The sequence below is a fragment of the Pseudomonas sp. W5-36 genome (assembly GCF_046540455.1).
GTDB classification, from domain to species: domain Bacteria; phylum Pseudomonadota; class Gammaproteobacteria; order Pseudomonadales; family Pseudomonadaceae; genus Aquipseudomonas; species Aquipseudomonas graminis_B.
The window spans coordinates 63,078-77,925 of sequence record NZ_JAXCIQ010000003.1 but is presented as its reverse complement, the minus strand read 5'-3'; the positions used below and the strand labels follow the sequence as shown (position 1 = coordinate 77,925).

The window sequence follows — 14,848 nt, the reverse complement described above, 5'->3', positions numbered from 1 at the left end:
ATCGCTTGCCCACAATAACCCCGCCGGGACCCACCGGCGGCCGACTGCCCCCCCGGAGTTCGATTCACATGGATTTCCTGCCCGCCCCTTTGCGCGGCGTCATCGCCTCGTTGCTGTTGGCGCTCAACACAATTCTCTGCTGCACGCCGCTGTTCGTCGTTGCCATCTTCAAGCTGTGCCTGCCCTTCCCGGCCGCGCAAAAGGTGACCGACTGGCTGATGAGCCACATCCACGAAGCGTGGATCAGCAATAACAACGTCTGGATGGACGTGATCGGTCACACCCGCTGGCACCTGAGTGGGCTGGACAGGCTGGACTATCAGCACTCGTACCTGGTGACGAGCAATCACCAGAGCTGGGTTGACATCATGGTGCTGCAGTACGTGCTCAACCGGCGCATCCGCCCGCTCAAGTTCTTCCTCAAGCAGGAGCTGATCTGGGTGCCGGTGATTGGCCTCGCCTGGTGGGCGCTGGGCTTTCCGTTCATGAAGCGCTACAGCAAGGCTTATCTGGCCAAGCACCCGGAAAAGAAAGGCAAGGACCTCGCCACCACCCGCCGCACCTGTGCGAAGTTTCGCAACAATCCGGTGGGCATTTTCAACTTCGTCGAAGGCACGCGCTTCACCGAAGCCAAGCACGCACAGCAGAACTCGCCATTCCGTTATCTGTTGAAACCGAAGGCAGGCGGCATCGCCTTTGTGCTGGACGCCATGGGCGAGCAGCTGGAATCCATCGTCAACGTGACCATTCATTACCCGGCCGGTCGGCCAGGGTATTGGGACTTGCTCTGCGGCAACGTGCGCGAAGTGGTCGCGCATTTCGAAGAAGTGCAGATCCCGCCGCAGTTCATTGGCAAAAGCTACGACCAGGACGATGCCTACCGCCTGGAGTTTCAGCAGTGGATCAATCGGCTATGGGAAGACAAGGACGCGTTGCTCGCGCAGATGCATGAGCGGTATCCAGGCTGAACGCTTGTAAACCACAAACAAAAACCCCGGCTCACTGGCCGGGGTTTTTGGTTTCACGTCACGCGTTTATTGCTGCTGTTGGTATTGCTGGCCAGGAATCGGCTTGAGGTTGACCTCAACACGGCGGTTCTGGGCGCGACCGTTGACGTCGGCGTTGCTGGCGATCGGCGAATCAGGACCGGCACCGCGCACCGACAGGTGAGCCGCATCAACCCCCTGGGAGGTCAGGTAGGTCGCGACGCTCTGGGCGCGCTGCTGCGACAGGTCCATGTTGTGCTGACGGCTGCCGGTGCTGTCGGTGTAGCCGACGATCTCAATCATGTTCTGGTTGTACTGCTTCAGCGAACCGGCCAGGTTATTCAGTGGCGAGTAGAAGCTGCTGGCAATGGCCGACGAATCAGTGGCAAACGTGATGTTGCCCGGCATCACCAGCTTGATGTTGTCGCCCTGACGTTGAACTTCAACGCCGGTGTTGGCCATGCTGGCGCGCAGTGCAGCTTCCTGCTTGTCGGCGTAGTAGCCGTAACCGGCAGATGCCGCGCCTGCTACGGCAGCGCCAATCAGCGCACCTTTGCCACGGTTGTTGTGATCGATGGCAGCACCGGCGACGGCGCCGGCCAATGCACCCAGGCCGCCGTACTTGGCGGTCTTGCTCATGCCGCCGGAGTTCTGCGCCTGCCCCTGATTGTCGTATGGGTTCTGCGTTGCGCATCCGGAAAGCACGGTCAGTGCGGTGGCAGCAATGATCAAACGGCGAAAGGTCAACATCAAGGAGAGCTCCTGTTTTGCTTTTCTACGGCCAAACATAAAGGCCGACGATTTGGGCAATTAGAGCATGCACCCCGTCAAAAATTCCTTAACGCGGGCTGAACCGCCAGTGCACGACCAGAGGCCGCATTTCTTTACTCACAAAAGCAAATATTTAGGTGCATTTTTAACATGCTGTTCATCGTATTTATTGACTGATCCGAACCTTGGTGGTTGCCCAGAATCTACATAAATCATTGATGCAGATGCGTTTATGGCAGCGCCACCCTAATGCACTCAAAATTTAACAGGGTTTAATTTCTCCAGCGCTTTCCTATACTGGCAATGCGCAAGTACTGGAAAGCGCAGTGATGAAGCACTCAACAAAGATCGCTCTCACTTTCAGGTAAGGCAGCGCTGTATAACCGCGCAAGAGCTGACTCTATGCTAAGAAAAATCCCCGTTTCCGACCTCACGCTGGGCATGTACATCCACGAGTTCTGCCGCCCCCGGATCAACGATCCGTTCTGGACCGCGCACGTCGAACGCGAACTCAGCGACGACGCGGTGTTGCGGCACATTCAGGCGTCGACCCGTGAAGTCTGGATCGATACCCATCTTGGCAAAAGCCCTGCCGACAGCTCGCCAGCCGAACAGATCTTCCCTGAGTGTCCCGACCCATCCGAAACTGCGCCGTGCAGCCTGGAAATGGAACTGGCCCGCGCGCGCCTGATTTGTGGGCGCGCGAAAGCGCTAGTGATGACCATGTTCAGCGATGCCCGCATGGGCCGGGCGATGAACACCGAAGACGTCGATCTGTTGGTGGAGGAAATTGCCACGTCCGTGATGCGCCACCCCCACGCACTCATCAGCCTGTCGCGCTTGAAGACGACCGATGAGTACACCTACATGCACTCGGTGGCGGTGTGCGCATTGATGGTTGCGCTCGCGCGGCAGATGGAGCTGGACGAGGATCAGGTGCGTGAAGCCGGCGTCGCCGGGCTGATGCATGACGTCGGCAAAATGATGATCGACTCGGCCATTCTCAATAAGCCTGATCGCCTCACCTACGAAGAATACGAAGTCATGAAGCACCATCCGCAGGCCGGTCTGGAAATCCTCCAGGGCTGCGAGCGGGTGACCCGACTGGTGATGGACGTGTGCCTGCATCATCACGAAAAAATCGACGGAAGCGGTTATCCCCACGGGCTGAAAAGTGACGAGATCAGTCTGCTGGCGAAAATGGGCGCTATCTGTGACGTCTATGACGCGGTGACTTCGGACCGGCCCTACAAGAAAGGCTGGGACGCCGCGCATTCGGTTCGCGAGATGGCATCCTGGAAAGGCCACTTCGATGCGACGGTATTCCAGCACTTCGTCAAGACCGTCGGTATCTACCCCGTGGGCGCGTTGGTTCGTTTGAAAAGCGAGCGTCTGGGCGTGGTGGTCGAGCAGGATGAAAAGTCCCTGCTGCACCCGAAAGTGAAGGTTTTTCTGTCTACCCGGACCCGCATGCCCTTCGAGCCGCACGTCATCAACCTCGCCTGCCCCTCGGTAAGCGATGGCATCCTCAAGTTCGAACTGGCTGAAGACTGGGGCCTTCTGGACGTGGTCAGCATGTGGGCGGGTCAGCCCGCCGCCTGAGTGTGCCGTCGGGCCGATCATGCATCAAAGGCTGGTCGCCGCCGGCCTGGGTCGCAACGGGATAATGCCGACCTGCATGCCGAAGGGTCTGAACACCGCGTTGAGGGTCTGCACCGTCGGATTCCCCTCGTCCTGCTCGATCTGGCGCAGCGTGCGCAACGAGATTTTGCACATGCGCGCGAACTGTTCCTGGCGCAATCCCGTGATTTCGGTCCGCAGCCGTTTGACGGCAGCGCCCATCGAAACGGTCCCGTCCAAAAGCTGCTCCCGAAGTTCGTCGAGGATGATGCCGCGCTGGCGTATGTCGTCGTTCATCGCAGGCCCCATCCCTTGAGCGTTGCATCCAGCTGCCCCAGCCTGATCCGTGGATGATTCAAGGTCTTTTGCGGCAAGCCCATTTCATTCAGCAAATCAGGCAATGCCCGCAGGCGTTCGGCATCGGTTCTGAGGCCCTCAAACAATTCGTCGGGGTCGGCCCATGGGGATAACGCCTGGCAGGCCTCACGCCAGTCCACTTCGCCGGCGCGTTCGATGGGGTCAGGCCATTTGGTGGTGCGCGTCACGCCTTCGTCGTCCATGACCATAGGCGCCAGGTCGTAAATCGGCGCCAGAGCGAGTCGCTGTTCATCGCGCAGGATCGACGTGTTGCGCCCATGGTTGTCGCTGTTTCCCAGAATCTGATTGATCAGGTCGCGCCTTACGTACTCGGCAACCATTTGAGGGATGCCCCCCTGCTGAGCATTCGCCGACCAGGCGTTAGACAGCGCGGCGACGGCTTGCACGTGCGTCATGTACGCGCCGGGGCGGGTGATGTCGGCGAGCGAGTACACCGATTCGACAGCCAGCCGGCGCACGCCCTGTTCATCGACGCTGCGGTCGAAGCGTTTCATCCACAGGCTGGGCTTGCGGGCCTCTTCAAGGCTCATGCCATCAAAGGGAACGGTGTATTCACCGATGCGTTGGAGGGCCTGGTAATAGCAAAACTCGCTTCTGAGAATGGTGCGATCCGTCTCGTTGCCTTTGTTGCGACAGAATTTCACGAACCAGTGTTGACGGACTTCGCTGTCGGCGAGCGTTGCATCAGGGTGCATGAGTCCTGCGGTGTCCTCGGCCAGCAACAGCTTCGGCGCCTCGCCGCCCGCTCCCGTCGCACCCCCTACGGCTGCGCCTTGTTCATACGCGTATTCGAGAAAGCGGCTGTCCCGAGCAACGACCTCACTCCGGTCAAAACCGATGCTGCTGGCCTTGGGCAAAGCTTCGAACGATTCCTTGATGCGCAGATGCCCGACGGGCGCAGGGGTGCAGCGCTGCAAGAGCACCAGATCGGCCGGGGTGTTTTCGCCTTCAGGCACTGCCAGACGCGCCAGCAGGAAACGGCGTGCCGCTCCCGCGGGAACGATGTCATGCAAAAACGCCGGCAGCCCCGCCGTTCTGAACAAATCCCAGCCCAGTGGAATTCGAGCGCTTACGGATGGCGAGGTGGGACGATCAAGCGCATCGAGGTGGGCAATTAGAAATGCCTGCTCATACGCAAAGCTGCACGGGCTGTTCTGCCCTGACTCTGGCTTCTCGATGTCGAAACGCATCGCATCGTGCCATCGTCCCGACAGGTAGAGTTGGAGGGTCAACTGCATGAAAGGGCGCTCGGCAATTTAATGCCTAAACCTTAGGGCCTGAGCGCATAAAAGGCAATTAAATGCCTAAAATGGGTAGTATTTGAAAAAAAAGGGTATTTAAGTGCCGATCGCTCAGCCCAGCAGTCCTAGCTCTTGCGCCCGGGCCACTGCTTGCGTGCGTCGCTCGACGCCCAGCTTGCCGTTGATGTGGCTGGCGTGGGTTTTGACGGTGTGCAGGGAAATGAACAAGCGCTCGCTGATCTCCTGATTGGAACAGCCTTGCGCGATCAACTGCAGCACGCTGAGTTCTCGGGCGCTGAGGTGGTCGCCGCCGTTGCAGCCGAGCGGTTCAGGGGTGACGCGCAGGCAAGGCAGCCTCTGACCGGGCGCAGCTTCGGGCAGTTGCTGAAGCAAGTAATCGACCAGCCGGCATGGGGGGCGTTTGTGTAGTTGCTCGCGCAGCCAGTCGGGATGACCACGAATCAGCCGCTGGAAGGGCAGAACCGCACCGCCCGAGGCGAGCAGAAGGCTCTGTTGAAACAGCTCATCTGCCTCGGGCCCGCGTGATGTGTCGAGCAACAACAGGATGCGCTGACTCAGCGCATTGAGTCCGAGCAGTCCTGCGCCGATCCGCCGGGCGTACTCAACCAGACTGAGCAGCCGCGCCATCGCCTCTTCGGTACGGCCCTGAACGTGGTCAAGAACCGCCCGCAGCGTTTCGATCTGTTGAGGCAGTTGCGGCGAGCATTCGGGGGCGGCGGCAGGTTGATTGCCGCCATAGGTCTGTCCCAGTCGCAGCAGCCAGGCGTCGGCCAGGTCGATACGGCCCTGGGCCAGCCACAGCTCGCATTTCGCGAGGGTGATCATTGCCAGGTAATAAACCGGCGGCACGTCCCAGATGTGCATCAGCCGCTCGGCCTCGGCCAGCTCGGCGAAGGCTTCGGCGTAGCGTCCTTCGCGCCCCTCCATTCCGGCAATCACGCAGTGGCCGATCAGCACGCTGATGTCACGGCATGCGCGCGCCTCGGCGAGTCCGGCGCTCAAGCGCTCGCGGCCTGCCTCCGGTTGAAGGCACTGCACCAGCAGATAACCTTCGTACAACGTCAGTCGCGCGCGCACCGCGTATAACTTTTGTGAAGACAGGCCGTTCAAACGTCTTAAGCCCTGGCGCACCTCCTCCATCGAGCGAAGCGTTTCGCCACGGGCCTGCAACGTGCGGGCCCGGTCGTAGTGCGCCAGTGCTTCAAACAACGGATTGGCCACCCGTTGCGCCAACTCCAGGGCGTCACGGTTCAGCGCCCGGGCGCGCCATAAATCTCCATCGGCGATGGCCAGATTCGCCAGCGTCGACAGGCACAGCAAACGCTGACCGTACCGCTTGGGTGGCAGACTGACCAACGCTTCGCTGCAATAACGTCGGGCCGTTTCACTGTCGCCGCGGCCTCGGGCGATGATCCCGCTCAGCGCCAGCCACTGGGCCAGCATTGAATTTTGCGCGGTCGCGGAAGGGGCCGGCAGGAATCGACTGAGGTGGTTGCCCAGCTCCTCGGCTGCGTCCAGCTGACACGCCAGGCCCAGGGCCCAGGCGTACAGCACGATCAAACGCGGCGTGCTGACCAGCAGGCTGTCGGGCAAGTCCATTTTCCAGCGCAGCAGCATGCCGACGTTTTGCTCGGCAAGCAGTTGTTCTTCGGACAGGTTCTGCACCAGATTGGCCGCCACATCCAGATGTCCCGCGCGCAACGCCTGCTCGATGGCTTCGTCGAGCAGCCCCTGGTCGCTGAACCAGCGGCAGGCATTCAGGTGCACGCGCCGTTGTTGCGGTGTGACACTGGGTCCGGCACGCGCGCGCAGCAGGTCAGAAAACAAATGGTGATAGCGAAACCAGCGGCCATGCTCGTCCAGCGGGACCAGAAACACCTGATGCGCTTGCAGGTACCCAAGCATTTCATCGCTGTCATGACTGTCACGTGCGGCATTGCACAGGGCACCGCTGAAGCGCTCCAGACACGCTGTTTCATAGAGAAAAGCCTGAACGTCGGCTGGCAGACAATCAATGACCTCTTCGAGCAGGTAATCACGGATCAGCCCTTCCCCGCCGTTGAGCCCTTGGGTCAGCGCGTTACTCCCCGCTTCGTTGGCCGCCAGCAGCCAGAATCGCAGGCCGGCCACCCAACCTTCACTGCGTTGCAGCAAGGCGTGCAGTGCTTCATCGCTCAAGCCATGGCGCTGCGGATCCAGCACCGCCAGCGACTCGTCGTCGGTCAGACGCAGGTCCTGCTCGGATAACTCCAGCAATTGACGGGACAGCCGCAGCCGCGCCAGGTGCCAGTTCGGCCTCTGCCGGCTGGTGACCATGATGTTCATGCCCGCAGGCAGATGATTGAGCAGAAATTGCAGGCAGCGATCCAGCACGGGGCCCTGCACCAAGTGATAGTCGTCGAGCACCAGCAGCAGCGGTTTGCTCAGCATCAGGTGCATCGCCAGTTCGTCCAGCAAACCGTCCAGCCACTCTTCGAAGGCAAACGGCTGGTGACGCTGACGCATCTTCAGAAGCCCGAGCGCCTGGGCGCCGAGTTGGGGGAAAAACTGCTGGAGACCGCAGAGAAGACGTTCGAGAAACCGGCCCGGGTCGCTGTCCCGGTGGCTCAGACCCAGCCAGAGGTTCTGCCACTGATCGGGCAGGCTCTCGCAGAACTCCACCGCCAGTGAGCTTTTACCGAACCCGGCCGGCGCGCTGACCAATAAGAGGCGCCCAGACAGACCCGCACTCAGCCGCTCGCACAATCGAGGTCTCGATACATAACCTTCAGGCAGTGGCGGACGGAAGAAACGGCCTTCCAACGCAGTGACGGCGTGATTTGCGAATCCTTGCAAACGCGACAGATCAGTCATGGCCGGCTCTTGTTGGAGTGCTTGTTGTTCGGCGTTCAGATGTCGGGAGACTAGCGGCTATGGGGAACCTTTTGAACATTGTTAGACGAAAGACTGTAAGAAAACGTATCCCATCAACAGGGCGAATGTTGGTTTATATGTCCGGGGAGGTACGTTCGGCGCCGTCGGGGGAATGCGGCGTGTGGCAAAGGATCGCTGCGCAGGTCGCCTGAAGGCGGGACTCTGTCAGCGCGGGCAAAAAAACACCCCGATCGCTCGGAGTGTTTCCTTTCTGCTCCATGGGGATCAGCCATAGGGTAAGACAGCGGAGGACTTCAGTGCGCTGTAGCTGTGATCAACATTGCACGCTCTCCGCTTGTACGGTCAGCCCTTAGCGCACGCCTTCCTGGCGCAGCGCGTTGGGCGAGAAGTCGCTGGCAGTGGCGGTGAAGCCGAAGTCATACGCCCTCTTCTCTTCGTTCTTCATGCCCAGCGCCAGGTAGCGACCTGATTGCAAGTCGTACAGGGCTTCGAGGGCGTACCACGGCACTTGCTTGTCGTAGTAGTTTTCGGCGTGGGCTTCAGCCACGCGCCACAGTTGACCACGACCGTCGTAGTGATCGATGACCGCTGCCTGCCAGGTGTCTTCGTCGATGAAGAAGTCACGTTTGGCGTAGATATGGCGCTGGCCTTCTTTCAGCGTGGCGGTCACGTGCCAGACCCGACGCAGTTCATAGCGCGCCAAGTCCTGATTGATGTGGCCGGCCTTGATGATGTCGGCGTATTTCAATTTCGGATCGTCGAGCTTGTAGCTGTCGGACGCGATGTACATCTCTTGTTTGCCGATCAGCTTCCAGTCGTACCGATCAGGCGCGCCGTTGAACATGTCGAGGTTGTCGGAAGTACGCAGGCCGTCGGCGGCGGTGCCCGGCCCGTCATAGGACACTTGCGGCGCACGGCGTACACGACGCTGCCCGGCGTTGTAGACCCACGCCTCACGCGGCTCTTTGACCTGATCGAGGGTTTCGTGCACCAGCAGCACCGAGCCTGCCAGACGCGCTGGCGCCGTCACTTCCTGCTTGAAATAGAACAGGATGTTGCCCGGATTCTTTGGATCGAAATCCTTCATCTTGTCGCGAAAGACGAACTCATCGTGGAAATACACCGGGTTAAACGAGCCGTTGGTCTGCGGCGTGGCCTGGGTGACCAGACGCGAGACGCTGCCGCCGCGATATCGGGTGATGTGGTTCCAGATCACCTCGAGGCCATCCTTCGGAATCGGGAACGGCACCGCAGTTTCGAAATTCTCCAGGCCGTTGCCGCCGCCCACCAGCTTGGTGTTGGTGGCGTTTTTCTTGATCGCAGCGAACACGTCAGCCGGCACAGTGGCGCCACGATGGGACGGGTAAACCGGCATTTTGTAGGTGTCCGGGTAGCGCTTGAACATCGCGTACTGGCCCGGGGCAAGTTTGTCCTTGTACTGATCCACGTTCTGCGCCGTGATGGTGAACTGCGCTTTTTCACTGGCGTACGGGTTGGCCAGGAAACCTTTGTCGTCCACCGCGCCCGCGTTGGTCGGCATCGGGCTCCAGGCCGGGATGGTATTGGCAGCGTTGCCGGCTTTTTCCGCGCCCATTGGCGTCAGCGTGGTGCCCAGCTTGGCGGCTTCGGCGTCGGACACCGCCGCCATCACGCTGGTCGCCAGCAACGACAGCCCCAACACGCCCACCTGCAACAGACCCTTCGTGATTTTCATTTTCATTATTGTCCTTAGAAGTTCATGCCGAAGCTGAGTGCTACGAAGTCGCGGTCGTCCACGGTGGTGTACTTGCCGTCGAAGAAGTTGGTGTAGGAAAGGTTGGCGGTGTAGGTGTTCTGGTACTCGGCGTCGAGGCCCAGACTCACGGCCTTGCGACCTTCCTCGAAGTTGCCGCCAGGACCCGGCGAGTAGCCGTCGACGTCGTGGGACCAGGCCACGCTCGGGCGCAGGTTCACACCGGCGAAGACGTTGTTGTAATCCCAGATGGCGCGGGCGCGGTAACCCCACGAATCGGTGGTGGTGAAGCCATCGTTTTCGCAGTAGCGGCTGAGGTTGTTCTGCGCGGCAGCGCCCAGGGTGCTGGCGTTGAGGGTCTGGCACTGACCACCCGGCAGCGGGCCAGGGCCATAGCTCGGGTCGCGGCCATAACGCAGTTTCGAGGTGCTTTCCAGACCGCCGACATGGGTCCAGCCGACCTCACCCACCACGGTCAGACGTTCGGCGCCCATCACTTGGTCGAAGAAGTGCGTGAAAGTGGTCTGCGCCTGGCTGATTTCCTTGCGGCGATAGCCTTTCTGGTCCTGGCCGGGTGCGCCCTGCAGCAGCGACACGTTCGAGTTCAGCGGCGACAGGCCGGAATACAGAATGTCGGTGGTGTTCAACTGCACCGGTGCGTTCGGGCGGTAGCTCAGTTCACCGCTCCACGCCGTGCCGGTGGGCAAGGTGGTGGAGAAGCTCAGGCCGAACAGGTGGATGTCTTCCGGGTATTCAACGTAGTAACTGGAGTTGCCGGCGACCACGACGGGCAACAGGGTTGGCGCGAGGGCCGCAGCAACACCCCGAGGAACGCCATTGGCCGCCAGACCGCCCACCAGACCCGCTGCGCTGTAGGCGCTCGCCGGCCCGCCCTTGCCGCTGAAGATCGGCAGACGGCTGTGGTAATTCATGTAATAAGCGCCGAACTCGGTGTCCAGCGGCTCGAAGTTATAGTGCATGGCCAGGCCGTACTGGCCGCTGTCCCGGGCATCGCGATCAGGGCCGCGGGCAACCACGGCGCCCTCGTCAGGGCTGCCGAAACTCACGCCGCGCGCTGCCAGCGTTCTTTGAACGGGGCCACGCAACGCGGCTGGCAGAGCCGAATTGAGGCTGTCGCGGGTGCGCAGCACGGCAAGGTTGCTGTTGCAGCCGTCCGCGATGACGTCCGGTTGCGAGAAGAAGGTGCCGCAGTTGTCGACGACGGTCTGGTCCCATTCCAACTGGTAAAAGCCTTCTGCCGACAGGTTTTCGGTCAGGCTTTGCGACAGGTAGAACATGTTGACCGGAATCAGGCCTTCCTTGATTTCCGAGCCAGGACGCCGGAACGCGGACACGTCGACCGGGTTGATGCTGTTGATGCCGCCCTGGATGAAGGTACTTTCACCCCAACTGACGACTTGCTTGCCCAGACGCACCGAACCCGGCTCATCGGCAATGGAATAGTTGTGATAGACGAAAGCGTCGAGCAGCTCGAAACCTGAAGACTTGGCGCCCTCTTTGCGGCCGGAATCGCTGATGTCCTTGAAGTCGCGGCCTTCATCCTTGAGCTCGAAGTCGTACCAGTACTTGCCCCGCAGGAACACACCGGTGTCGCCGTACTTCAGTTCAAGATCGTGAATGCCCTTGAAGATCTTCGAAAACGTTTCTCCGCTTTTGAAGTTCAAGTGACCGTCGTCGGAGGTTTGCGAAAGACCGTGACCGCCGTTGTTGGAGCCGATCAGGTTCTTGTTGGCATTCTGGGTGGACCAGCTTGCCCCTACTGAGAGCGACGAGTCGAAGTTGCCTTCGATTTCTCCGATATTGAAACTGACGCCGAATGCAGGGCCGGCGAGCGTGGAAGCGAGGCTGACGGCCAAGGGCAATTTAGCCCGGCGCCAGAACTGGTTAGCTGATGTCATCGACGCTACTCCATGTGCTTTTATTTTTATGGCAGTGGGTGCTTCCGGAAACGACTCAGGCGGACGGGCCGCAGTGCCTGGTGTCAACGCTGATCGGGCAGCCAATCAACTGCGAAACGATCGATGCGCTTTTCTCCGGTACCAACCTACTGCCGACTATAGCCAGCAGGTGCTGCTGCTTGATCCCTCTAAAGTGTGATTTACAGCGCCAACACCTCTGGCACGCCGACGCCAGAGTGGCCAATCACATCGCAGGGGGAGCATGGCTGAAAAAGAAGAATTGGCAAGGAAGACGCCGGAGTAGAGCCTTCGCGGCACATTTTCAAAGCAATGAACGATGAAAATGGCCGCGAAGGAAAGCGTCAGAGCGTGGAGAGGAAAGCGCTGTTGCTGCCCTGCCATTCGAGGATGTTCTGGCGGATCTGCTTCTTGTCGAGCTTGCCGACGCTGGTCTTGGGAATTTCGGTAACAAGGGCGATCTGGCTCGGAATGGCCCACTTGTTAATGTGCCCCTGTTCCACAAACGGCTTGAGGTGTTCCTTCAGGATCTTGGCATCCAGAACGTGACCCTCGCGGGCGACCAACAGTGCAAACGGGCGCTCGCCCCACTGCGGGTCAGCGATGCCGACCACAGCCACTTCACGGACACCGGGATGGCGACTGCAGAGATCCTCCAGCTGCAGCGAAGACACCCACTCGCCCCCCGTCTTGATGACATCTTTGATGCGGTCGCGAATGTCGATCCCGCCCATGCTGTCCAGCGTCGCCACGTCACCGGTGTGCAGCCAGCCGCCGGCCCACAGTTCGGCGCCCTTCTCCGGCTCCCGGTAATACCCTTCGCTCAGCCACGGCGCACGCAGCACCAGTTCGCCCTGGGTCTCGCCGTCGGATGGCAGAAAGTTGCCCTCGCCATCGACAATCGCTGCCTCGACCAGCACCCCCGGCGCCCCGGCCTTGATTCGGTACGTGGTGCGTTCGTCTTCACTGGCGGCCATCAGGTCGTCGTTCAAGTGCGCAACCGACACCAACGGCCCGGTCTCGGACATGCCGTAGGCCGCAGACAGCTGAATGCCCTTGGCCTTGGCCGCTTCGTACAGCGAACGATTGAGCGAGCTGCCGCCGATGATGATGTGCCAGCCGGTGAAATCCATGTCCTGGGCGGCTTTGGCGTTGAGCACCATCTGCATAATGGTAGGCACGCAGTGCGAGAACGTGACCTTTTCCTTTTGCCAGAGCGCCACAAGCAACTCGGGGTCGTAGCGGCCGGGGTACACCTGCTTGACGCCCAGCATGGTGGCGGCATACGGCACGCCCCACGCATGAACGTGGAACATCGGCGTGATCGGCATGTAAACCTTGTCGCCGCCAAGGATGCCTTCGACGCTGCCCATGATCGTCGCAACGGCCAAGGTGTGCAGCACGAGCTGGCGATGGGTGAAATACACCCCTTTGGGGTTGCCCGTGGTGCCGGTGGTGTAGAACGTGGTCGCCACCGAGTTCTCGTCGAAATCCTCGAACTGATAGTGCGGACTCGCCGCGGCCAGCAACGCTTCGTACTCGCCGACGAGATTGGGCAGGCCGGTGGTAGCGCCATCGGTATCGGTCAGTAACAGTGTCTTTTCCACCGTCGTCAGTTGCCCGGCGATGGCGTTGTAGAGGGGCACAAACTCGCTGTTGATCAGCACCAGCTTGTCTTCAGCGTGGTTCATGGTGAACAGGATCTGCTCGGGCGACAGCCTCACGTTGATGGTATGCACCACCGCACCAATCATTGGAATGGCAAACATGCATTCCAGGTAACGATGGCTGTCCCAATCCATCACCGCCACGGTGTCACCCGCCTTCACTCCCGCCGCGGTCAGCGCACCGGCCAGCCGGCAGATGCGCTCGTTGAGCATTTGATACGAATAGCGCGAATGGTCCCGGTAAACGATCTCACGGGTCTTTTCGTAGCGCACGCCTGACAGCAGCAGTCGCTTGATCAACAGAGGGTACGGGTACGCCCCTTCGGCGGGCGGAATCACGCGGGTGTGCAGCATAGGAATCCCTTTTCACGGTGCAGGTGCGGGCTTGTAAATATGCACTGTAGGGGCTTGGCGCGTCGATCGGATCAGCCGAAGGGATGAATTGTTGGTCTGAGGTGCCTAAAAAAAACCAACTTGGCCTAGGAAATTCTGGACCGATATAAAGAATTTTTTCGGTGCCGCCGAGATCATAAGAAAGGTGTCATTGGAATACCTAACCGCTCAAGAATGTTCCAACGTTGCTGAATAACGATACAGCAGAGGTCAGGATTGATTTTCTTCGGATGAAGCTTTAGCTTTCACGTTTAATGCTGGCCATTATGAGGAATCGGTGTGGACAAGAAATTACTTGACGAAACCAGCAAGTTTTTAAGTTATGTCTTAAGGCATGAACCAGAAGCCATCGGCTTGGAGCTGGATTCAGATGGATGGGCCGATATCGATGCGCTAATCCTGTGCGCCTCGAGAAATAATCGCGTTATTGACCGAGACCTGTTGGAAAAGGTGGTTAACGAAAGCGAGAAGAAAAGATTTATTATTTCAGAAAGCCGACAACTTATCCGAGCCGCGCAAGGTCATTCAACTCGCACAGTAAATCTTCAACACACGCAGATGATACCGCCCACACTCCTCTACCATGGTACGGCCACCAGATTCTTGGAATCAATCTATGAGAAAGGACTCAGTCCGGGAGTACGTCATCATGTGCACTTGTCGGAAAGCCCAGAAACTGCACATTCCGTAGGGCTTCGCTATGGCAAGCCAGTTGTCCTGAAAATTGAAGCCCTTCGAATGCATGAAATGGGCTTCAAGTTTTATAAGGCCGAAAACGCAGTGTGGCTAATCGATAAAGTCCCTGCGGAGTGGCTTCCTCTCAAGACTAGTCTATAACTTCAAATGACTGCGCAACGATGTGGAGTGCCGCCCCTACAGAGTGTAGGTATACCCGAAAATGCCGGTATCTAGGCAAGCCGGGGGGCTTATTCGCGATATCCAGCATTTCTGAGCTTTTGTACTCCACCAAACAGCTCAGCAACGATAAATCCCGGTCGTCAGGGCAACTAAAAAAGCTATGCCCCGGGAACGGTGTCTTTACGAAATAGCTAGGCGACAAAAAGACAAAGGCTTTTTTTGCCCGCACGATACCGGGAAGCTCCGGATCGTAATAGATGTTAAGTGTGAGCGAGTTATCGACCCAAGACATCTCAACATAATCTTCACCATCTGAAGGCAAAAAGGTATCGAGATCCAAAAGCTTTTGGGGCTGTAAGAGTTTCATAAG

11 protein-coding genes are annotated in these 14,848 nt (G+C 59.2%); 3 read left to right on the top strand and 8 right to left on the bottom strand.

The annotated features are described in order from the left end of the window. Window positions 1–68: 68 nt before the first annotated feature. Window positions 69–968, top strand: a complete 900-nt coding sequence (locus SLW74_RS06230; RefSeq protein WP_065991836.1) for an acyltransferase — start codon at window positions 69–71, stop codon at window positions 966–968. A 66-nt stretch (window positions 969–1,034) separates the two neighbouring features. Here the strand turns inward: SLW74_RS06230 and SLW74_RS06225 are convergent, their stop codons facing one another. Next, window positions 1,035–1,736, bottom strand: coding sequence for an OmpA family protein (locus SLW74_RS06225; RefSeq protein WP_065991834.1), 702 nt, complete (start codon window positions 1,734–1,736; stop codon window positions 1,035–1,037). A 423-nt stretch (window positions 1,737–2,159) separates the two neighbouring features. On the opposite strand from SLW74_RS06225, the gene SLW74_RS06220 reads away from it, so the two are divergent. Next, window positions 2,160–3,359 carry an HD-GYP domain-containing protein gene (locus SLW74_RS06220; protein ID WP_065991827.1) on the top strand — a complete coding sequence of 400 codons (1,200 nt, stop codon included), beginning with the start codon at window positions 2,160–2,162 and terminating at the stop codon, window positions 3,357–3,359. Window positions 3,360–3,383: 24 nt separating this feature from the next. On the opposite strand, the gene SLW74_RS06215 is transcribed toward SLW74_RS06220, so the two are convergent. The 6 genes from SLW74_RS06215 to SLW74_RS06190 all read right to left on the bottom strand — a co-directional run bounded on the left by SLW74_RS06215 (window position 3,384) and on the right by SLW74_RS06190 (window position 13,581). After that, window positions 3,384–3,674, bottom strand: a complete 291-nt coding sequence (locus SLW74_RS06215) for a helix-turn-helix domain-containing protein (RefSeq protein ID WP_065991825.1) — start codon at window positions 3,672–3,674, stop codon at window positions 3,384–3,386. After that, window positions 3,671–4,993, bottom strand: a complete 1,323-nt coding sequence (locus SLW74_RS06210; protein WP_410928395.1) for a type II toxin-antitoxin system HipA family toxin — start codon at window positions 4,991–4,993, stop codon at window positions 3,671–3,673. The genes SLW74_RS06215 and SLW74_RS06210 overlap by 4 nt, the downstream gene beginning before the upstream one ends. 114 nt (window positions 4,994–5,107) lie before the next feature. Then, window positions 5,108–7,870: a LuxR C-terminal-related transcriptional regulator gene (locus SLW74_RS06205; protein WP_065991821.1), complete on the bottom strand. Its 2,763-nt coding sequence runs from the start codon at window positions 7,868–7,870 to the stop codon at window positions 5,108–5,110. A gap of 370 nt (window positions 7,871–8,240) precedes the next feature. After that, window positions 8,241–9,605 (bottom strand): DUF1329 domain-containing protein, encoded by a 1,365-nt coding sequence (locus tag SLW74_RS06200; RefSeq protein ID WP_410928394.1) that lies wholly within the window; start codon window positions 9,603–9,605, stop codon window positions 8,241–8,243. Between the two features lie 14 nt (window positions 9,606–9,619). Continuing rightward, window positions 9,620–11,542 carry a DUF1302 domain-containing protein gene (locus SLW74_RS06195; RefSeq protein WP_065991819.1) on the bottom strand — a complete coding sequence of 641 codons (1,923 nt, stop codon included), beginning with the start codon at window positions 11,540–11,542 and terminating at the stop codon, window positions 9,620–9,622. 362 nt (window positions 11,543–11,904) lie between these two features. Continuing rightward, window positions 11,905–13,581, bottom strand: coding sequence for a fatty acid--CoA ligase (locus tag SLW74_RS06190; RefSeq protein ID WP_410928393.1), 1,677 nt, complete (start codon window positions 13,579–13,581; stop codon window positions 11,905–11,907). Between the two features lie 318 nt (window positions 13,582–13,899). On the opposite strand from SLW74_RS06190, the gene SLW74_RS06185 reads away from it, so the two are divergent. Further along, a complete protein-coding gene (locus tag SLW74_RS06185) occupies window positions 13,900–14,457 on the top strand; it encodes an RNA 2'-phosphotransferase (RefSeq protein WP_065991816.1) in 558 nt (185 codons plus the stop codon). Here the strand turns inward: SLW74_RS06185 and SLW74_RS06180 are convergent. Then, window positions 14,447–14,845 (bottom strand): hypothetical protein, encoded by a 399-nt coding sequence (locus SLW74_RS06180; RefSeq protein ID WP_410928392.1) that lies wholly within the window; start codon window positions 14,843–14,845, stop codon window positions 14,447–14,449. The genes SLW74_RS06185 and SLW74_RS06180 overlap by 11 nt on opposite strands. Between the last annotated feature and the right edge of the window lie 3 nt (window positions 14,846–14,848).